Consider the following 21,759-nt stretch of genomic DNA (forward strand, 5'->3'; position numbering starts at 1 on the left):
TGGCCGAGCGCTATGCGAATGCAGCCGCCAAGCTTCACAAAGGTGAAGCTCGTGTATTTGGTGTGTACATCAAGGATTTCGATGTGCTTGTGGCTGCGGGCAAGATCAAAAAAATATGGGATGGGAAAAATGAGGCAACCAGGGAAAGTTATTTAATTGAAGAACATGCATTTACTAATATTCGAGTACGACGGCCAATTGTTGACCAGTGGGTTCTAAGGGAACCGTTTGGCGATTATTAGCCCTAGCTTTGAGGGCCTCTTCACGAAAATAGCCAGCAACGAGCGACTGCCTGATTGATCTGCAAATCCGGATGAACGACTCAGCCGCAGTGTGCGCAACCCGACCAATGAAAGGGGCGCCAAGCGCCCCTGCCCATCACAGCCCCTCCAGTTCCGCCATCAGGTCACTGAGCCGGTCGACCTTGTCATCATCCAGCGCACTGCCCTGCAGCCCCTGTACATACTCGGCCAACGCCTCCACCGTGCTGCACTCGAACATCGCCCGCAGCGGCACGTTCAGCTGTAGCTGCTTCTGCACCCGCGAAGCGATCTGCGTGGCCAGCAATGAATGCCCGCCCAGCTCGAAGAAGTTGTCGTGCACTCCCACCCGCTCGGCTTTGAGCACATCGGCCCAAATATCCGCCAACACGTCCTCCAATTCGTTGCGTGGCGCCAGATAGGCCTGACTGTACTGACCGCCGATGTCGATGGCTGGCAGGGCCTTGCGGTCGAGCTTGCCGTTGGCGTTGTGCGGCAAGCTGTCGAACCAGCCCCAGTGCAAGGGCACCATGTACTCCGGCAACTCGGCACGCAGTCGTTGCTTGACCTGCTCCAGCAACGCGGCATCGGCACTGACGCCCTGGTGCGCCACCAGGTAGCCAACCAGATGCTTGCCGTTCACGCCCTCCTGCACCGCCACGGCAGCATCGCGAATTTCCGCCTGCTCATGCAGCCGGGCCTCGATCTCGCCCAGCTCGATGCGATAGCCGCGAATTTTCACCTGATGGTCGATGCGCCCGACGTACTCCAGCACACCGTCCGGGCGTTGCCGCGCCAGGTCGCCAGTGCGGTACAGGCGTTCGCCCGGCGCCCCGTAAGGGTGAGGGATGAACGCCAGCGCCGTGCGCACCGGGTCACTGACGTAGCCACGGCCTACACCCGTACCCGCCACGCACAGCTCGCCCACCGCACCCAGCGGCACCAGTGCCTGGTCCTCGCCGAACAGGTACAGCCGGTTGTTGTCGGTTGGCGTGCCAATTGGCAGGTAGCTGCCTTGGGTCGAGGCGGCATCGACGCGGAAGAACGCCACGTCATCCGAGCACTCCGCCGGCCCATAGGCATTGACCAGGCCGATCTGCGGGTAGCGCTGCAGCCACTGCGCCGCCAGCTCCGGTGGCATGGCCTCGCCGGTCGGCAGCATCCAGCGCAGGCCGTCGAGGGCCTGGTGGTCGCTGGCCAGCATGCCTTGGATCAGGGACGGCACGCTCTCCAGCACGGTGATGCCGGTGGCCTGCACGTGCGCCAGCAAGCCCTGCGGGTCATGGGCGATGGCGTTAGGCACGATCTCTACCTTGGCGCCGAACAGCGGCGCAGCCAGGAACTGCCAGACCGAGATGTCGAAGCTTTGCGAGGCGGTCTGGGCAATCACGTCCTGCTCGCTCAGCGCCAGGTAAGGCACCTTGCTCAGCTGGTTGTTGAGCATGCCGCGCTGCTCGACCATCACCCCTTTTGGCAGGCCGGTCGAGCCTGAGGTGTAGATCACGTAGGCGAGGTTGTCCGGGCCACTGTGGACACCCGGGTTGTGGCATGCGATCGGGTTGGCCTGGACGTCTTCCCAGACCAGCAGTTGCGGCCGCAGCGCAGCCTCCAGCTCACCGAGCAACTGCCGCCCCTGCTCGGCGCAGGCCGCGCTGCACACCAACACTGGCGTGCGGCTGAGCTGGATGATGCTTTGCAGGCGCGCCGCCGGCAGGCCCGGGTCCAGCGGCAGGTAGCCGGCGCCGGCCTTGAAGCTGCCGACAATCATGCCCAGCAGCGGCAACCCACGCTCGGCAAGCAGTGCCACTGGCTGGTCCACGCAGACCCCGGCAGCCACCAGCGCATGGCCCAGGCGGTTGGCCGCCAGGTTCAGCCCGGCGTAATCATAGGACGCCTCCAGGCAGCGGGCCACGGTACGCTGTGGATGCGCCACGACCTGCGCTTCGAACTGCGCGATGTAGCTCTGTTCCAGCGGATAAACCCGCTCGGTCCGGTTGCAGTCCTCCAGCAGGAAGCCTTGCTCCTGGGCGCTCAGCAGCGGTAGCTCGCTCACCTCTCCTTCAAAACCTTGTACCAGCGCCAGCAGCAGGCGCTTGAATTCGGCCAGCAGGCGCTCGACGGTCGGGTAGTCGAAGTAGCGCTGGTCGAACGACAGGTGCAGGCCCAGGTCATCACCCGGGTAGCACACCGCCGTCAGCGGGAAGTTGGTGTGGGTACGGCCCGAGTCGGAGCTGGCGTTCAGGAGCTGGGCGTGATCGAGCACGGCGGTTTCAACCGGCGCATTCTCGAACACGAACAGGCTGTCGAACAGCGGCTGGCCCTTGGGCAGCTCGCTGCACGCCTGGATCGCCACCAGCGGAAGGTATTCGTACTCGCGCAGTTCCATGTTGCTTTGCAGCAGGCCCTGCAGCCACTGGCGTACGCTACAGCGCTCGCCAGCGATGGGCAACTGCACGCGCAGGGCCACGCTGTTGATGAACAGGCCGACGGTGCGCTGCATCTGCGGCATGCTCACCGGGCGACCGGCCACGGTCACGCCAAAGGCCACATCGCGGTCGCCGCTGTAACGCGCCAACACCAAGGCCCAGGCCGCCTGGGCGAAGGTGTTGACGGTGAGCTGATGAGCCTGGGCCAGTTCACGCAGACGCACACCATCACTCACCTCCAGGCGGGTGTAGCAGTCGCCGACGACCATGCCGCTACCGGCGTGGTCATGGCGCAGCGGGCGGTCGCTCGGGATGGCTGTGGCACGTTCGAAGCCGGCCAGGTTGGCTTGCCACCAGGCGCGTGCGTCGTCCAGGCCCTGGCGTTGCAGCCAACCGATGTAATCGCGGTAACGCGGCGGCACCGGCAGTTGGGCCTGACGGCCTTCGCCAAGGGCCTGGTAGACCTCGAAGAAATCGTTCATCAACAGCGAGCGGCACCAGGCATCGATAAGGATGTGGTGGTTGCTCATCATGAACCAGTAGCGTTCTTCGGCAACGCGCACCAGGCGCAGGTGGAACGGTGCCTCGCTGAGCAAGGCAAAGCCGGCCTCGCGCTCCTGCTTGTGCAGGGCCTGCAGGCGCTGCTCCTGGGCATCGTCGGCAAGGCCGCGCCAGTCCTGGTAGTCCACCGCCAGATTGCCCGGCTTGTGGATGATCTGCAGCATCGCCTCGCCACTGTTCCAGCTGAACGAGGCGCGCAACGCTTCGTGGCGCGCCACCACGGCCTGCCAGGCCTGGGCGAAACGCTCGGGGTCGAGCGCGCTGTTGATGCGGTAGCGGTCCTGCATGTAGTAAAGGCCGGTGCCCGGCTCCAGCAGGGTGTGCAGCAGCATGCCTTCCTGCATCGGCGTCAGCGGGTAAACGTCCTCGATCTGCGCGGCCGGGACCGGCAATGCGTCGATCTGTTCCTGAGTCAGGTGCGCCAGCGGGAAGTCCGATGGGGTGAAGCTGCCATTGCCATCGGCCAGGCAATGCGCGACCAGCGCCAACAGCTCCTGACGATAGGCCTCAGCCAGACCCGCGATGGTCTGCTGGTCGTAGCGCTCGGCGCTGAAGGTCCAGCGCAATTGCAGAGCACCGCCATACACCTGGCCATCGACGCTCAACCAGTTGGGCAACGGCGCATCGAGGTCATGCGCCAACCCGGCCGGGGCCTCCAGGGGCTGGAACAAGGCTGTACTGTCGAACTGCTGGTCGAACTGGCCCAGGTAGTTGAAGGTGATGCGCGCCTGCGGCAAGGCCGCCATCTGCTCGCGCCCGGCGGCATCCGCCAGGTAGCGCAGTACGCCGTAGCCCAGGCCCTTGTGCGGTACATGGCGCAGTTGTTCCTTGATGCGCTTGATCGAACCGGCCCGCGCCGCGTCGTCTTCACCTGGCAGCGGACGCAGGCTCAGTGGGTAGGCATTGGTGAACCAGCCGACGCTGCGGGTCAGGTCCATGTCTTCGAACAGCCCGTCACGGCCATGGCCTTCGAGCTGCACCAGCACTTCTTCATCGCCGCTCCAGCGGCACAAGGCCCGCGCCAGTGCAGTCAACAGCAGGTCGTTGACCTGGGTGTGGTAAGCCGCCGGGGCCAGTTGCAACAGCTGTCGGGTTTGCTCCACGTCCAGGCCGATGGCCAGGGTTTGAGCATGGCGATGCAAGTTGCCGCCCTGCGGATGGTCGCACGGCAATTCGCGACGCACACCGCCCAGCTGGCCTTGCCACCAGGCCAGTTCGTCACGCAGCGAATCGCTGCCGGCGTAGCTGGCCAGGCGCGCGGCCCAGTCGCCGACGGCGTGGGTCTTGGCCGGCAGAGGCTGGCCACGGTACAGCGCCTGCAGGTCTTCCAGCAGCACCCGCCAGGACACGCCATCAACAACCAGGTGATGAATCGCCAGCAACAACCGCTGGGTGCCCTGCCCGTCACGCACCAGCAAGGCGCGCAGCAGCGGCCCCTGTTGCAGGTCCAGGCTGCGCTGCACGTCGGTGTAGAGTGCCTGACAATCATTGAAATCGGCGACAGTGGCGCTCCACAGCAGTTGCTCGGCGCCAGGCTGCGCGTACTGCGCCTGCCAGCGGCCCTGGGCGTCGCTGAAGCGCAGACGCAGGCTGTCATGGTGCTGCACCAGCGCAGCCAATGCCTGTTCAAGGGTGGCCTCAACCAAGGGTTGGCGCACCTCCAGCAGCACAGCCTGGTTCCAGTGTTGCGGCTGTGGCACGTCACTGTCGAAGAACCAGTGCTGGATCGGCGTCAGCCCGGCCTGGCCCTGGCGCAGCCCCTGCTCCACCGTGCTCACGGCTTCGCTGAGCTGAACCACAGTTGCCAGGGTCTGGATGGTCTGATGCTGGAACAGGTCGCGCGGGGTGAATTGCAAGCCGGCCTGCCGGGCGCGACTGACCACCTGAATCGACAGGATCGAGTCGCCTCCCAGCTCGAAGAAGTTGTCCTGCACGCCGACCCGGGCAACGTTGAGCACATCGCGCCAGATCTGCGCCAACTGTGCTTCCACCTCATTGCCAGGGGCCTGGTATTGCTGGCGCGCCTGCTCAAGGTCCGGCAGCGGCAGCGCACGGCGGTCGAGCTTGCCGTTGCCCATCAGCGGCAGGCTATCGAGCAGCACCAGGTGCGCAGGCACCATGTAGTCGGGCAGGTGCTGGCGGGCATCGGCTTTCACCGCTTCGCGCAGCAGTTGTTGCACGTCGTTACCGGTGGTGGCCTGCCTGCACACCAGATAGCCCACCAGCTGCTTGCCGCCCGGCAAGTCCAGCGCCAGCACGACGGCCTCGTCGACATCCTCGTGCGCTAGCAGGCGGCTCTCGATTTCGCCCAGTTCGATGCGGAAGCCGCGGATCTTCACCTGCTGGTCGGCACGGCCGACATACTCCACCAGACCATCGGTACCCAGGCGTACCAGGTCGCCGGTACGGTACAGGCGCCCGCCTTCGGCACTGAACGGGTCGGCGACAAAGCGCTCGGCAGTGAGGCCTGGCCGGTCGTGGTAACCCTGGGCCAGGCCGGCGCCGCCGACATACAGTTCGCCAATGCCGCCTTGCGGCAACAAGGCCAGATCCTCGTCGAGGATGTAGGCCGTACGGCTACCGATGACGCGGCCGATCGGTACGCTGCCAAGGTCTGCTGGCAACGCGTCTGGCGTCAGGCACGCCAGCGGCATGACCACGGTTTCGGTCGGGCCGTAGGCATTGAAGCACTGCTGCGGCGCAAAGGCCTGGCGGATACGCTGCAGGTGCTCGCCGGTCAGCGCCTCGCCACCGGTAATCACCAGGCGTACTGGCAATTGTTCGCCCCGCCCGCCCAGATACTGCGCCAGCTGGCTGCCGTAGCTGGGGGTGAAGCCCAGAATGCTCACCTGCTGCTCGCGCACCAACTGGCAGATGTCCTCGGCGCCCCACTGCCCCTGGGCGCGCAATACCACGCGCGCGCCACACAACAGCGGCACCCACAGGCGCTCGCTGGCAGCGTCGAAATTGATCGAATAGAAATGCAGCTCGCAATCATCGCTGCGCATGCCGAATGCGGCGATCACCGCCTGGCAGTGCATGGCGAACTCGCCATGGCTGACCACCACGCCCTTGGGTTTGCCGGTGGAGCCTGAGGTGTAGATCAGGTAAGCCTGGTGCTGCGGCAGGCTGGGGTTGTCCAGCGGCGCATCGCTGTAGGCCGCCAGGCTGGCGGCATCGTCTTCCAGGCTCCAGCTGGCCACGCCTTCAGGCAGCTCGCCCAGGGTGTGCAGCAGCGCACGCTGGCTGAGCAGCAAGCCGATGCGGCTGTCTTCGATCATGTAGCGCAGGCGGTCGAGCGGGTACTCGGGGTCGAGCGGTACATAGGCGCCGCCGGCCTTGAGGATGGCCAGCAGGCCGACGACCATTTCCAGCGAGCGCTCCAGCGCCAGGCCCACGCGCACCTGCGGGCCGACACCCCGTTCGCGCAGGGCACGCGCCAGGCGGTTGGCCTGCTGGTCGAGCTCGGCGTAGGTCAAGTGCTGGCCGGCGAAGGTCAGCGCGCCAGCCTGTGGCGTGCGCGCGGCCTGGGCGGCGAACAGACCATGGAGGGTCTGGCCAAGGTCGAAATCGTGTTCGCCCTGCAACTGGCCTGTAAGCACTTGTTGCTCGGCACTGCTCAGCATTGGCAGTTCGCACAGGCGGTGTTGCGGGTTGTCGAGCAAACCGACCAGCAGTTGTTGCCAGTGCTCGGCCATGCGCGCGATACGCGGCGCGTCGAACAGGTCGCGGCTGTAGGTCAGGCAGCAGCCCAGCCGGCCGTCCAGGTCGGTCACCTCCAGGTACAGGTCGAACTTGGTGGCGCTGGCATCGTTGACCAGGTAGTCCACCTGCATGCCGGCCAGCGTGCGGCTTTGCTGGAAGGCCCAGCGCTGCACGTTGCACATCACCTGGAACAGCGGGTTGTAGGCACTGCTGCGTGGGGGCTGCAGGGCCTCTACCAGTTGGTCGAACGGCAGGTCCTGGTGCGACTGGCCTTCGATGGCAGCCTGGCGAACCTGCTCCAGCAGCGCGCTGGCGGTCATCTGGCCGTCCAGCTCGCAGCGCAGCACCTGGGTGTTGAGGAAAGCGCCGATCAGGCCTTCGCTTTCCGGGCGGATGCGGTTGGCCACCGGCGCGCCGATACGCAGGTCGCGCTGGCCACTGTAACGGTGCAGCAAGGCGGCCAGGGTGGCGGTCATGGTCATGAACAGGGTCAGGCCGCGCTGGCTATTGAAAGCATGCACACGGGCCACCAGTGCCGGATCGAGTTCGAAGCGGTACAGCTCGCCACGGTGGCTCTGGACTGCCGGACGCGGGCGGTCGGCAGGCAACGCCAGCACCGGGTGCTCGTCGCCCAGGCGGTGCTTCCAGTAGGCCAGTTGTCGAGCGCCCTCGCCGCTTTCCAGCCATTGCCGTTGCCACACGCTGTAGTCCAGGTACTGCACCGGCAGCGGCGCCAGTGGCGACTCGCGGTCATCGACAAAGGCTTCGTACAGCTCGCCCAGTTCGCGGGCGAAGATGTCCATGGCCCAGCCTTCGGTGACGATGTGATGCAGCGTCAGCACGAAGAAGTGCTCGCGCTCGTTGGCCTTGACCAGGCAGGCGCGCAGCAGCGGCCCCCGCTCCAGGTCGAAGGGCTGGTGCGCCTGGTCGTCGGCCAGTTGTTGCAAACGTTGCTGGCAGGCATCGTCTGACAAAGCGCTGAAGTCTTGCCAGTCCAGATGCAGGCCGCTGTCTTCGGCCACGCACTGGTACGGCACGCCGTCGATGCTGGGGAACGTGGTGCGCAAGGTTTCGTGGCGCACGATCAGCGCCTGCAGCGCACGCTCGAAGGCGTCCACGTGCAGGGTGCCGCGCAGGCGTGCCATGCCGCCGACGTTGTACGCCGGGCTGTCCGGCTCCATCTGCCAGAGGAACCACATTCGCTGCTGCGAGTACGACAGCGGCACTGCCTGACGGCGGTCGACACGGGTGATTGCACCTTGCAGGTTGCGCTCGCCGGCCGCGCGCAGGCGGGCGATCTCGGCACAGAAGGCGCCCAGCTCGCTGGCTTCGAACAGGGCCTTGAGCGGCAGCTCGACATCGCAGGCCTGGCGGGTGCGCGAAACGATCTGGGTAGCCAGCAACGAGTGACCACCGAGGGCGAAGAAGTCGTCCTGCAGGCCAATGCGCGGCAGATTCAACACGTCGCGCCAGATGGCCGCGACCTGTTGTTGCAGCTCGGTTCGTGGCTCGACATGCTCACGCTGCTGCCACACTGGGGCAGGCAGTGCCTTGCGGTCGACCTTGCCGCTGGGGCCCAATGGCATCTGTGCCAAAGGGATGAGTTGCGCCGGCACCATGTAGGCTGGCAATTGCTCAGCCAGTACGGCCAGCACCTCGGCAGGCTGGGCGCTGCCACTGTAATAGCCGACCAGTTGCGCGCCAATGGCGTCCTTGTGTATCAGCACCAGCGCCTGTTCCACACCCGCCTGTGCCAGCAGGCAGGCCTGCACTTCCTCGGGCTCGACGCGGAAACCGCGCACCTTGACCTGCTGGTCGAGGCGGCCAAGGTATTCCAGGGCCTCCAGCTGAACCTGCCAGCGGGCGCGATCGCCACTGCGGTACAGACGCTGACCATTGCCGTCGGCCTGGGGTACGAAGCGCTCGGCAGTGAGGCCGGGGCGGCCCAAGTAACCACGGGCCAGGCCCGCGCCACCGAGGTACAGTTCGCCCGGCACACCGGGGGCGCTCAGTTCCAGCTCATCGTCCAGCACGCGGCACAGCACATTGCCCAGCGGGCGGCCGATGGGCGAGCGCTCGCCGTCCACCACCTGACAGTGCCAGTGGGTGACGTTGATGGCGGTTTCAGTCGGGCCATACCGGTTGTGCAGTTGCACCTGCGGCAGCACCTGCAGCACGCGGTCACGCAGCGTGGCGGACAACGCTTCGCCACCCGAGAACACCCAGCGCAAGCTACTGCAGGCACTTGCCTGCGGCTCCTGGACGAACACCTGCAACAGCGGCGGTACAAAGTGCAGCGTAGTCACCCCATAAGCCTGCACCAGGGCAGCGATACGCTGCGGGTCGCGATGTTCACCAGGGCCGGCGAGCACCAGCTTGCAGCCGGTGACCAGCGGCCAGAAGCATTCCCACACCGAGACGTCGAAACTGATCGGCGCTTTCTGCATCAGCACGTCGCTGTCATTCAGCGCATAGGTCGTCTGCATCCACTGCAGGCGCTCGGCCAACGCCGCATGGGTATTGCCTACGCCCTTGGGCTGCCCGGTGGAGCCGGAGGTATAGATAACGTAGGCCAGGTTATCGCCGTGCAGGTGCAGGCCGGGGGCATGGCTGGGCCAGCTGTCCAGGTGCAACTGGTCGAGGGCAATGGCGCTGACACCGTCGACCTGCGGCAGCTTGCCCAGCAGGCTGCTGTGGCTCAGTAGCAAACGGGCGTCGCAGTCGGCCAGCATGTAGGCCAGGCGTTCGGCAGGGTAATCGACATCCAGCGGCACGTAGGCACCGCCGGCCTTGAGAATGGCTAGCAGGCCGACCAGCAATTGCGGTGAGCGCTCGATGGCAATGGCCACACAGGTATCGGGGCCGACGCCTTTGTCACGCAGGTAGTGGGCCAGGCGGTTGGCTTGCTGGTGCAGCCCGGCGTAATCCAGGCTGCCCCCGTCCCAAACCAGGGCGGTGCGCTGCGGCGTCAGGCGTACCTGCTCATTGAGTTGTTCGACCAACAGGTGCTGCGCTGCGGCGGCCGGTGCCTGGCCCCAACCCAGCAGCTGCGCACGGCCGGGCTCATCCAGCAATTGCACGTCGCCCAGCGCCTGCTGCGGCGCGGCACACACCTGTTCCAGCAGCGCCAGCAGGTGATGGGCCAGACGTTCGACGGTGCTGGCTTCGAACAGCTCCGCGGCATAGTCGAAGGCCAGGCTCAGGCGGCCCAGATGGTCCTCCTCACTGTGCAACTGCAAGTCGAACTTGGCTTCGCGGCTGTGCCACGCCAGCTCTTCGGCCAACAGCCCTGGCAGGCGCCGCAGGGCTGACAGGTCGCGTTGCTGGTGGTTGAACATGACCTGGAACAGGCCCTGTTCGCGCGCATCGGGCAGGGCTTCGACAAGCTGTTCGAAGGGCAAGTCCTGATTAGCCTGGGCTTGCAAGGTGGCCTGACGTACCTGGGTCAGCAACTGGGTAAACGAGTGACGGCCATCGAATCGCGCGCGCAGCACCTGCGTATTGATGAAGAAACCGACCATGCCTTGGGTTTCCAGGCGCGGGCGGTTGGCGTTGGGCACGCCGACGCGGATATCGGCCTGGCCACTGTAGCGCTGCAGCAGCGCCTGCCAACCGGCCAGCAGGACCATGAACAGGCTGGCCTGCTGCTGGTGGGCAAGGCCCTTGAGCGCTTCGCCAAGCCTGACTGGCACCTTGAGGCTGAAGCGCGCGGCGCTGTGTTCGCGCTGGCTGGCGCGCGGGTGGTCAGTGCACAGGTCGAGCGCCGGCAGCTCACCACCAAGGTGTGCCTTCCAGTACTGCAACTGGCGCTCGGCTTCACCGTCAGCCAGCCATTGCCGCTGCCAGCTGCCGTAGTCGGCGTAACCCAGCGGCAGCGGCGCCAGGTTGGCCTCCAGGCCTTGGCAGCGAGCGGCATACAGCTTGGCGAATTCTTCGAGCAGGATGTTCAGCGACCAGCCGTCGGCAACGATGTGGTGCAGGGTCACCCACAGCTGATGCTCTTCGTCCCCCAGGCGCACCAGGGTTACCCGCAACAGCGGCCCCTGGGTGAGGTCGAACGGCTGGCGGGCCTCGGTTTCACGCTGCGCGGCAACCTGCTCGGGCGAGTGCCCTTCAAGGTCCAGGCGGTGCAGGCTGAACGGCTGTTGAGGCAGGATACGCTGCAGCGCCTGGCCATTCTCTTCGCTGAACACGGTACGCAGCGATTCATGGCGCGCCACCAGTGCCTGGAAGGCCACTTGCAGAGCGTTGACATCCAGCTCGCCGCGCAGATGCAAGCCGGCGGGAATGTTGTAGGCCGCTGATTGCGGTTCCAGCAGCCACAGCAACCACAAGCGGTTTTGCGCCAGCGACTGGGGCAACGCCTGGGCGCGCTCCAGCGTGGTGATGGCTGCGGTGCCAGCGGCGCCATCGGCGATGATCTGTGCCACGGCCTTGCTGTAGTCGGCCAGTACCGGCGCCTCGAACAGGGTACGCAGGCTCAGGTCGATACCCAACTCATCGGCCAGGCGCGCTGTGGCCTGGGTGGCGGCGATGGAGTTACCGCCCAGCAGCAGGAAGTGGTCGTCCGCAGCCACCGCCTCTACCTTGAGGATGTCGCGCCACACAGCGGCGATGCGTGCTTGCAGCTCGTCGCCAGCGGATGCACGGGTACCGGCTTCGCTCACCTCAGGGAAACGGGCATAGCAGTCCAGGCTGCCATCGTCCACGCGCAGGCGGCAGGCAGAGCGCTGCAACTTGCCGCTGGAGGTCTTCGGCAGCGCGCCGGGGTTCAGCAGCAGGACCACGGCCGGGGCCTGTCGGCAAGCGTCGGCGACGACCTGGCGCAGGGTCTTGATCAGGTCCTGGGGCTTGAGTGCCTTTTGCACGTTGCGGCTGATCTCCACCGCGACACCGATGCCCTCTTCGCCCTGGTGCTCGACGGCGAACACCGCCACACGGCCTTTGCGCAGCAACTGAACTTCGCGCTCGAGGGTTTTCTCCAAGTCTTGTGGGTACAGGTTTTGCCCACGCACGATCAGCATGTCCTTCAGACGCCCAGTGACGAATACCTCGCCGTCACGCATGAAGCCCAGGTCGCCGGTACGCAGCCAGGTCTGGTCGTCCATTTCGACGAAGGTTCGAGCGCTGGCTTCTGGGTTGCGCCAGTAGCCCCGGGCGATGCTCGGGCCGCCTGCCCAGATTTCCCCCACCTGGTTGTCGCCCAGCACTTGCAACTGTTGCGGCTCGACGATGCGTACCGCGTGCCCCGGCTGCGGGAAGCCGCAACTCATCAGCACGCTGCCAGTGCCGGGTTCGGCGCGGTTGGCGGCGAAGGCTTTGGCATCCAGCTCAAGCGCGGCGATACCCTGGCCACGACGGCTGCCGCTAACGAACAGGGTGGCTTCGGCCAGGCCATAACTGGCGAAGAAGCTCTGCGGGTCGAAGCCACAGGCCTGGAACTTGTCGGCAAAGGTGGCCAGGCTGTCCTGGCGGATAGGCTCGGAGCCGGAATAGGCCACGCGCCAGCGGCTCAGGTCGAGCCCGGCCAGCGAAGCCTCACTGACCCGCTCGCTGCACAGGCGATAAGCGAAGTCGGGCCCGCCGCTGATGGTGCCACCGTATTCGCTGATGGCCTGCAACCAGCGCAACGGCCGGGCCAGGAAGTACCCCGGCGACATCAGCACGCAAGGCACGCCACTGAAGATCGGCTGCAGCAGGCCGCCGATCAGGCCCATGTCATGGTACAGCGGTAGCCAGCTGACGATCACATCGTCGGGGTTGAGGTCGATGCCAAAGCCTTGGCGGATCAGTTGCTCGTTGGCCACCAGGTTGCCATGGCTGACCTGCACGCCCTTGGGCAGCGCGGTGGAACCGGAGGTGTACTGCAGGAAGGCGATGTCATCGCCCTTGAGCACGGGTTCACGCCAGTTCGCAGCCAGGGCCGGGTCCAAGCCATCCACTGCCAGCAGTTGGGGGGCGTTGTCCGCCGCCAGGGCTTCCAGGCCCTGCAGGCTGTCGCGCAGCGCCGCCACGGTCAGCAGCAGTCGCGGCTCGGCGTCATCGATGATCGACAGCAAACGCTCCTGGTGCTGCTGGCGCGCGGACTCCGGCGGGTAGGCCGGCACCGCGATCACGCCCGCATACAGGCAGCCGAAGAACGCCGCCACGTAATCTGGCCCGCTGGGGAACAACAGCACGGCACGGTCACCGAAGCTGGCGCGCGCCTGCAAGGCGGCGGCGATGGTGCGTGCACGCTGGTCGAGGTCCCGGTAGCTGAGCACGGCCTGCTCACCGGGTGTGTCGGCGAGAAAGCGCAGGGCAATCCTTTCCGGGGTCTGCGCGGCGCGTTGCGCCAGGGCCTGGACCAGCGAGAGCGGGAGTTCGAAGGCGTCCGTCATTGGGTGTTCCTGCCAGTGTCTGGTTAGGTCTGACAGCTGCTCCGCTAACGTGGGCGGGCAACGTATGCGACCGGGGATGTACACAGGGGAACGGATGGGCGGGGGGAGAAATTAGCGGGGGAGGTCACGCTTTAAGGGTTGATAAGGCATACCCCCAAAGCCAGCCACGCCTTAGAACTGAAACCTACAGATATTAATTACACTTCGCATTTGACAATTATTATCATCTTGCATAGTTTGTCGCACGTCGTAGGAAGCTTCCCAACCTTGGGCGCCTCCTCTCCCCTCTGTGACAAGGTGATTTCCATGGCGGAACAACTATCCACAAGTAAGTGCGATTCACCATTACTGCAGGCCTTCGTCGACAACCGCAGCATTCTGGTCAAGATCGCCGCCCGTATCACAGGCTGCCGTTCGCGCGCTGAGGACGTGGTACAGGATGCCTTTTTCCGGCTCAGCACCGCCCCGCAGATCACCTCATCGTTCAAGGCCCAGCTGAGCTACCTGTTCCAGATCGTGCGCAACCTGGCGATCGACCACTATCGCAAGCAGGCGATGGAGCTGAAGTACTCCGGTAGTGAAGAGGAAGGCATGAACGTGGTGGTGCAGAACGCCTCGCCCGAAGCCACCCACATCAACCGCGCCGCGCTGAATGACATCGCGGAGGCCTTGAACGAACTGCCGCCGCGCACCCGCTATGCTTTCGAGATGTACCGCCTTAATGGCGTGCCGCAGAAGGACATTGCCAAGGAACTGGGCGTATCGCCGACCTTGGTCAACTTCATGATCCGCGATGCGCTGGTGCATTGCCGCAAGACAGCCAGTCGGCAGGCCTGAAGATGGCTGCAAGCAAACGCCAGAGCGAACCTGGATCGCTCTCGCTTTTGCTTGCAGCGCTAGTGTGGTGTTTTGCAAATACGGCCAATAACTCGCAGCGCAAAAAACGCCGCAAGTTATGGTCGTTATTTGTGAAACACCACACTAGCCCCTACGTCAGCTTGCAACGATCGAAAAACCGCTCCCGCCCCAGAATCATCAACGCCGCCCGCTTGTGTGGAAAGTCGAACTCCTTGTCGCAATGGAAACATTGGTCGTGCATGTAGCCAATCATCTTGCCATTGTCGGCGCGCGGCTCGGCCACCACCCGCTGGGTGCGCGGGTCATCCAGGAAAAGGTAGTGCACCAACGCCGATAGCCAGCTGGCCACCTTGTGCGGCCCTCGGTGGCTCTCCTCTCCCACCAGCATATGGATACCACGGTCGTAGTCATCGGCCGGGTAGAAGGGGGCAATGCGGTCCTCCTTGGCCCAGTACGCCTCGAAGTAGGCAAACGGCTCGTCATCGAAACAACCGATCAACGTCAATGTATGCGGGTCGGCTTCGAGCTTGGCCAAGTATTCGCGGTGCTGCGCCAGCGTGCCACCCTCCTGCCAGAACGCCTCCACGCGAGGGTTGTTCTGCCAGCGGTTGAAACGCTCCAGGTCATGCTCGATCTCCAGGGTACGCAGCGATACCCAACTGCCCAAGCGCGCATCGAAGCGCCGGTACACTTCGCCCCGCGGCTTGGGCGCCCGGCGCGGGTGGCGCTTGCCGTTGCTGATCTGCATCTGCTGCGGATATACCCCGGCAACCGACTCGCCCAGCCACGGCTGCGGCAGTTGCCAGAACAGTGCGCGCTCGCACAGGTACTGGCCAGGCTGTTCACCGGCCAGCAGCAGGCCACTGGCCAACGCCTGCGGCAACACTTCGGGCAGGTGCCAGGTCAGGCGCTGGCAGGCCGTATCGCGCGACAGCAACCAATAGCAGGCGGCCCACAAGGCTTGGTAGGGGCGCTCGGGGCAAAAGCGCTCAAGGTGAACGTGCAGAGAAGCGCCAGCCTCCAGTCGCAACTGGATCAGGGGGCGGCCTTCAAGGGCCAGGCTTAGCCAGCTGTCGCCCTCCTCGGCACTGAGGCTGCGCCAGCGTGGCGGTGACTGTGGCTGCGAAGCGGCATCGAACGGCATGGGCTTGACTCACGAAAATGAAGAAAAGGCACACTGCAGGGAACGTTGCCGCAACACGGGAATTTAGTCTTGCGGTGCAGCCACTTTGATTCGGTAGGGCTCGAAGATGCGCGCCAGTTCACCGCTGTCACGCAGGCCACGCAGCAGGGCAGCGAACGACTGCTCGCCGATAGGCGCCCCCGGGCGCAGCAAGGCGTAGTGGTGATAGACCTGGTCAATGCGTTGTGAAGGCACCAGCTGCGCCCTGCTCGCCGGGTTGCGTGCCAGGAAATCGCTGAGGTAGGAACGCGTGACCAGGGCAATATCGGCGCGGCCGGCCTGCACCATCAGCAGGTTGCTGTCGTGGGAGTAGGTCAGGGTCGCGTTGTATGTCTTGCGCAGGTAGTCCGGGTCAGCGTTGAAGCTGGCAAACGCGTAGTGGTAGCCGTTGAACAAGGCCAGGCGTTTGCCGCGCAGGTCATCGAAATAATGCGGATCATTGCCGTTTGCCTTGCGGGCGACGAACACTTCGGCATCTTCCAGGCCCATGTCCACGGTCTGATGGGCAATCTGCTCCCAGCCCCATTGTGGGTTCTCGAAAATCGCCATGTCGGTGCGGCCCTGCTGGAAGTCACCGAAGCGCCGCTGGATAGACGTAGGCACCAGAACGAAGTGATAGTGCTGCTGCGCCCGGTTGAGTGCATCGACCAACTGCGGCAGCAAACCGGTATCGGCACCTTGCTCGGGGCGCACTGTGTAAGGCGGGAAATGGGCTGCGCCAATCTTCACTTCAACCGCCTCGCCAGCCCATACCGGTGCCGCCAACCAGAACACGGCCAGCAGCATCAGGGTGGACAAGGCCTTGAGGCCGGGCGCTGGAGTCAAGACGGACACTCATCACGGTTTATGCCTGTATGCGCTTAAGCTAGGCGTTTTCCAGGGGCGACACAACTACTGACGCCTGCTCTTTGTGCCAAAGCAGGCGGCAAAATGCCATAGGATGCCGTATGCCCGGACATTGGCTACGCTCTAGCAGGATCTGCAGGGGAGCCTGGTATGGGCCATTGGTTGGTGATCGACCTGGAAGCCACCACCGACGATGGTGGGTGGCCGGTTACAGAGATGGAAGTCATTGAAATCGGCGCAAGCCTGGTTACCCGCGAAGGCCGCGAGGTCGACCATTTCCAGCGTTTTGTAAAGCCACGGCGGCGGCCGCAGCTGACCCCGTTCTGCCGTGAGCTGACCCACATCAGCCAGGCCGACGTGGACAGCGCCGCGCCGTTTCGCGAGGTGTGGGCAAGCTTCGAGCGCTGGCTGGGGCACCACCGCGGGCAGCTTCAGGCCTGGGTCAGCTGGGGCGACTACGACCGCCAGCAACTGCACCAGGAGTGGCAGCAGTACAGCCTCGACAGCCTGCTGCGCACATTGCCGCACATCAATCTCAAGCAACGCTTTGCCAAGGCCCGCCACCTGCAGCGCCCCACCGGCCTGAACGGCGCCCTGCAACTGGCCGGCATGCACTTTTGCGGGCAGCAGCACAGGGCCCTGGAAGATGCGCGCAACACGGCGCGGCTATTACCGCTGACCCTGCCCGCCAACGGCCCCTGAAAGCAGATGACGACGCCTGTGGGCTTGGGCATACTGGCCAGCCCTTTTTCAGCACCTCTTTTCAGGAGTCGCCCATGTTCCAGGTCAACGAGTACTTCAACGGCACCGTCAAGTCGATCGCATTCTCGGGCGAAGAAGGCCCGGCCACTGTCGGCGTCATGGCTCCGGGCGAATACGAATTCGGCACTGCCAAGCGCGAGATCATGCATGTGGTATCGGGCGCGCTGACCGTGAAACTGCCAGGTAGCGACAACTGGGAAACCTTCAACGCCGGTGACAAGTTCAACGTGCCGGCTGACAGCAAGTTCCAGCTGCAGGTGAAGGTGGATACCGCTTACCTGTGCGAATACCGCGACTAAGCGCCGGCCTGTTCCGGCCTCTTCGCGGGTAAACCCGCTCCTACAGGGTGCTGAGCCGACCTTCGATGTTGTGCGGTCCTTGTAGGTGCGGGTTTGCCCGCGAAGAATCCAGCACTAGTCCTTCAGGAAATCAGCAACGCGTTCAGCCGCCGCCTGCAAATGCTGCTCATGGCTGAACCCCGAAGCCTTCAACGGCTTCAGGTCATGGTCCCCCGCCACTAGCCAGCTCACCTCGATCGCCGGCGACAACGCATACCCCGCCACCGCCTCGCGGTTACCCAGCGCATCCCGCTCGCCCTGCACGATCAACGTCGGTGTCTTCAACTCGGCCAGGTGCTCTACCCGTGGCTTCTCGGGTTTGCCCACCGCGTAGAACGGATAGCCCAGGCACACCAGCGCATCCGCGCCCAGTTCGTCGGCCAGCAGGCTCGCCATGCGCCCGCCCATGGACTTGCCACCCACGGCCAGCTTGCCCGCGACCAAAGGTCGCACTTGCCGGTACACCTCACGCCAGCATTCAAGCAACACCTTCTGCGGGTTCGGCGGCCGCTTGCCACCGGTAACCCTGCGCTCGGCCATGTACGGGAACTCGAAGCGCACTACCGCTACCCCAAGAGCCGCAAGCCTTTGCGCCATTTCGTCCATGAACCCGCTGTCCATCGGCGCGCCCGCGCCATGGGCCAGAATCAGGCACCCCTTGTAGTCATCCTGACCTGCAACCCGCGGAGGATCGCAGCGCAAGCCTGGGACATTTGCGACCTTCGCCCATTGATCCCCGTCAATACCGGCACTTTGCCCATTAATCATGCTTGCCTCGCTGTAAAGCCTGCCAAATAACCGTGGATGGGAACCCATACATGAACACAACCAGCAGTACCGCCTATAACTACAAGGTGGTCCGCCAATTCGCCATCATGACGGTGGTGTGGGGAATCGTCGGGATGGGGCTCGGCGTCTTCATCGCCGCCCAGCTCGCCTGGCCGTCCCTAAACTTCGACCTCCCCTGGACCAGCTTCGGCCGCCTGCGCCCCCTGCATACCAATGCGGTGATCTTCGCGTTCGGCGGCTGCGCACTGTTCGCCACCTCCTATTATTCGGTGCAACGCACCTGCCAGACCACCCTGTTTGCACCGGGCCTGGCCGCGTTCACGTTCTGGGGCTGGCAACTGGTTATCCTGCTGGCGGCCATCAGCCTGCCGCTGGGCTACACCAGCTCCAAGGAATACGCCGAACTGGAATGGCCGATCGACATTCTGATCACCATCGTCTGGGTGGGCTACGCCATCGTGTTCTTTGGCACGCTGATGAAGCGCAACACCAAACACATCTACGTCGGCAACTGGTTCTTCGGCGCCTTCATCCTGACCGTGGCACTGCTGCACATCGTCAACAACCTGGAGCTGCCGGTCAGCCTGACCAAATCCTATTCGGTCTACGCTGGCGCCACCGATGCCATGGTGCAATGGTGGTACGGCCATAACGCGGTGGGCTTCTTCCTGACCGCAGGCTTCCTGGGGATGATGTACTACTACGTGCCCAAGCAGGCCGAACGGCCGGTGTATTCGTATCGCTTGTCGATCGTGCACTTCTGGGCGCTGATCACCCTGTACATCTGGGCCGGCCCGCACCACTTGCACTACACCGCCCTGCCCGATTGGGCGCAGTCGCTGGGCATGGTGATGTCGCTGATCCTGCTGGCGCCAAGCTGGGGCGGCATGATCAACGGCATGATGACCCTGTCGGGCGCCTGGCACAAACTGCGCAGCGACCCGATCCTGCGCTTCCTGGTGGTGTCACTGGCGTTCTACGGCATGTCCACCTTCGAAGGCCCGATGATGGCCATCAAGACGGTCAACGCCCTGTCCCACTACACCGACTGGACCATCGGCCACGTCCACGCCGGCGCCCTCGGCTGGGTAGCGATGATCTCGATCGGCGCGCTGTACCACACCATCCCCAAAGTGTTCGGCAAAGAACGCATGTACAGCCTCGGCCTGATCAATGCGCACTTCTGGCTGGCCACCATCGGTACCGTGCTGTACATCGCCTCGATGTGGGTCAACGGCATCGCCCAGGGCCTGATGTGGCGCGCGGTCAACAGCGACGGCACGCTCACCTACTCGTTCGTGGAAACCTTGGTGGCCAGCCACCCAGGCTTCGTCGTGCGTTTCGTCGGCGGCGCGATCTTCCTCAGCGGCATGTTCCTGATGGCCTGGAACACCTGGCGCACCGTGCGTTCGCCAGCGCTTGACGTCGCCCCTGCGAACGCCCAGTTGGCTTGAGGAGAAACGCCTGATGAAACATGAAGTCATCGAGAAAAACGTCGGCCTGATGGCCCTGCTGATGGTATTTGCCGTCAGCATCGGCGGCCTGACCCAGATCGTCCCGCTGTTCTTCCAGGACGTCACCAACAAACCGGTCGAAGGCATGAAGCCCTACACCGCGCTGCAACTGGAAGGCCGCGATGTCTACATCCGCGAAGGTTGCGTGGGCTGTCACTCGCAGATGATCCGCCCGTTCCGCGCCGAAACCGAGCGTTACGGCCACTACTCGGTGGCCGGTGAAAGCGTGTGGGACCACCCGTTCCTGTGGGGCTCCAAGCGCACTGGGCCGGACCTGGCCCGAGTCGGTGGCCGCTACTCGGACGACTGGCACCGTGCGCACCTGTACAACCCGCGCAACGTGGTGCCGGAGTCGAAGATGCCGTCCTACCCGTGGCTGGTTGCCCAGCCGGTCGACAACAGCCACACCGACGTCAAGATGCGCACCCTGCGCACCCTGGGCGTGCCGTACACCGACGACGACATTGCCGGCGCCCGTGAAGCGGTCAAAGGCAAGACCGAGATGGATGCACTGGTCGCCTACCTGCAGGTGCTCGGCACCGCGATCAAGAACAAGAGGTGAGTGCGATGGAAATGGACATCGGCATGATCCGCGGGCTGGGCACCCTGGTGGTGATGATTGCCTTCATCGGCCTCACCCTGTGGGTCTTCAACCGCCGCCGCGACCGTGATTTCGCCGAAGCGCGCCTGCTGCCCTTCGTCGACGACCGCCTGCCCACTGCCGGGCAGGAGCCTGCTGCAAAAAGGAGTAACGGGCAATGACCACCTTCTGGAGTACGTACATCAGCGTACTGACCATCGGTAGCCTGATTGGCCTGACCTGGCTGCTGCTCGCCACGCGCAAGGGCCAGAGCAACAACACCACCGACGAGACCATGGGCCACAGCTTCGACGGCATAGAGGAGTACGACAACCCGCTGCCCAAGTGGTGGTTCTGGCTGTTCGTTGGCACCTTGGCGTTCTCGGTCGGCTACCTGATCCTCTACCCAGGCCTGGGCAACTGGAAAGGCATCCTGCCGGGCTATGAAAATGGCTGGACTGGCGCCAATGAATGGCAGAAGGAAATGGACAAGGCCGATGCCAGGTTCGGTCCGATCTTCGCCAAATACGCCGCCATGCCCGTAGAAGAAGTGGCGAAGGACCCGCAGGCGCTGAAAATGGGCAGCCGCCTGTTTGCCTCCAACTGCTCGGTGTGCCACGGTTCCGACGCCAAGGGCGCCTTCGGCTTCCCCAACCTCACCGACAATGACTGGCGCTGGGGCGGCGATCCGGAAACCATCAAGACCAGCATCATGAGCGGTCGCCATGGCGTGATGCCGGCCTGGGCCGAAGTGATCGGTGACCAGGGCGTGGCCGATGTGGCTGCGTTCGTGGTCAGCAAACTCGATGGCCGCACACTGCCTGAGGGCGCGAAGGCCGATGTGGAGAACGGGCAGAAGATCTTCGCAGCCAACTGCGTGGCCTGCCACGGGCCGGAAGGCAAAGGTACGCCCGCCATGGGCGCTCCGAACCTGACCCATCCGCAGGCGTTTATCTACGGTTCGAGCTTTGCCCAGCTGCAGCAGACCATTCGTTATGGTCGCCAGGGGCAAATGCCGGCGCAGGCCGAGATCCAGGGGAATGACAAGGTGCACCTGCTGGCGGCTTACGTGTATAGCCTGTCGCAGGATGGTTCGGCTGAGGCTGTGACGGCCAAGTGAGTTCGCCGAAAGGCATTTGCCGCCTGTGAGATCGAGCGCCGCCCGCGCGGCGCTCGATATCCGCCCCACCATAACCATCAAACCTTACACCCCCGCCCCACCATCCCCCTCAAACCATACCCCCACCGCCGCCCCCCCTTCCCTTGCACCCCCACCGAACACAACTAAGCTTGTTGCCTCAGTGGGCTTCGCTCCGAAAGGACCGATGCAGACGCGGCGCATGGCCTGTCGCCGCCCCAGAAAAAGCTTGACCGATCGATCAGAAAAAGATGAAAAACGGTACACATTACAAATATTTATTTGTGTACAATCGCCCAGACCCGATCCCTGCGGGACATCAGTGAACGGGTCTGGACACGGGTCGGCGTACCAAAGTTGCGTTGCGGTAACCTTGCTGGTTATCAATACTGGCGCCGATTTTTCGACCAACAAGAACA

General features: G+C 64.2%; 11 protein-coding genes. 7 read left to right on the forward strand and 4 right to left on the reverse strand.

Translation table 11 applies throughout. The annotated features are described in order from the left end of the window. Positions 1-378 precede the first annotated feature (378 nt). Entirely contained in the window at positions 379-13,332 is a 12,954-nt protein-coding gene (locus tag ACF8O8_RS13490) for a non-ribosomal peptide synthetase (RefSeq protein ID WP_392509828.1), read from the reverse strand. Between the two features lie 306 nt (positions 13,333-13,638). On the opposite strand from ACF8O8_RS13490, the gene ACF8O8_RS13495 reads away from it, so the two are divergent. Beyond that, a complete protein-coding gene (locus tag ACF8O8_RS13495) occupies positions 13,639-14,169 on the forward strand; it encodes an RNA polymerase factor sigma-70 (protein WP_010954997.1) in 531 nt (176 codons plus the stop codon). Positions 14,170-14,320: 151 nt separating this feature from the next. Here the strand turns inward: ACF8O8_RS13495 and ACF8O8_RS13500 are convergent, their stop codons facing one another. Both ACF8O8_RS13500 and ACF8O8_RS13505 read right to left on the reverse strand, forming a co-directional pair. Further along, positions 14,321-15,334, reverse strand: a complete 1,014-nt coding sequence (locus tag ACF8O8_RS13500; RefSeq protein ID WP_014590234.1) for a GNAT family N-acetyltransferase — start codon at positions 15,332-15,334, stop codon at positions 14,321-14,323. Between the two features lie 63 nt (positions 15,335-15,397). Further along, positions 15,398-16,198 (reverse strand): substrate-binding periplasmic protein, encoded by an 801-nt coding sequence (locus ACF8O8_RS13505; RefSeq protein WP_392509829.1) that lies wholly within the window; start codon positions 16,196-16,198, stop codon positions 15,398-15,400. A 171-nt stretch (positions 16,199-16,369) separates the two neighbouring features. Between ACF8O8_RS13505 and ACF8O8_RS13510 the strand changes: the two genes are divergently transcribed. Together ACF8O8_RS13510 and ACF8O8_RS13515 are read left to right on the forward strand one after the other, a co-directional pair. After that, entirely contained in the window at positions 16,370-16,921 is a 552-nt protein-coding gene (locus ACF8O8_RS13510) for an exonuclease domain-containing protein (RefSeq protein ID WP_010955000.1), read from the forward strand. A gap of 74 nt (positions 16,922-16,995) precedes the next feature. Continuing rightward, positions 16,996-17,280, forward strand: coding sequence for a pyrimidine/purine nucleoside phosphorylase (locus ACF8O8_RS13515; protein WP_003254278.1), 285 nt, complete (start codon positions 16,996-16,998; stop codon positions 17,278-17,280). Positions 17,281-17,394: 114 nt separating this feature from the next. Here the strand turns inward: ACF8O8_RS13515 and ACF8O8_RS13520 are convergent, their stop codons facing one another. Next, positions 17,395-18,087, reverse strand: coding sequence for an alpha/beta family hydrolase (locus tag ACF8O8_RS13520; RefSeq protein ID WP_010955001.1), 693 nt, complete (start codon positions 18,085-18,087; stop codon positions 17,395-17,397). A 50-nt stretch (positions 18,088-18,137) separates the two neighbouring features. On the opposite strand from ACF8O8_RS13520, the gene ccoN reads away from it, so the two are divergent. Genes ccoN through ccoP form a run of 4 tightly spaced genes read left to right on the forward strand, consistent with a single transcriptional unit; the run spans position 18,138 to position 21,322 of the window. Continuing rightward, positions 18,138-19,562, forward strand: coding sequence for a cytochrome-c oxidase, cbb3-type subunit I (gene ccoN, locus ACF8O8_RS13525; RefSeq protein ID WP_003254280.1), 1,425 nt, complete (start codon positions 18,138-18,140; stop codon positions 19,560-19,562). 13 nt (positions 19,563-19,575) lie between these two features. Beyond that, positions 19,576-20,184, forward strand: coding sequence for a cytochrome-c oxidase, cbb3-type subunit II (ccoO, locus tag ACF8O8_RS13530; protein ID WP_010955002.1), 609 nt, complete (start codon positions 19,576-19,578; stop codon positions 20,182-20,184). A 5-nt stretch (positions 20,185-20,189) separates the two neighbouring features. After that, a complete protein-coding gene (locus ACF8O8_RS13535; protein WP_010955003.1) occupies positions 20,190-20,384 on the forward strand; it encodes a cbb3-type cytochrome c oxidase subunit 3 in 195 nt (64 codons plus the stop codon). Next, positions 20,381-21,322, forward strand: a complete 942-nt coding sequence (gene ccoP, locus ACF8O8_RS13540) for a cytochrome-c oxidase, cbb3-type subunit III (protein ID WP_010955004.1) — start codon at positions 20,381-20,383, stop codon at positions 21,320-21,322. The genes ACF8O8_RS13535 and ccoP overlap by 4 nt, the downstream gene beginning before the upstream one ends. The last annotated feature ends 437 nt before the right edge of the window (positions 21,323-21,759 follow it).

The sequence above is a fragment of the Pseudomonas sp. TYF_14 genome (assembly GCF_043105275.1).
In the GTDB taxonomy this organism is placed as follows: domain Bacteria; phylum Pseudomonadota; class Gammaproteobacteria; order Pseudomonadales; family Pseudomonadaceae; genus Aquipseudomonas; species Aquipseudomonas alloputida.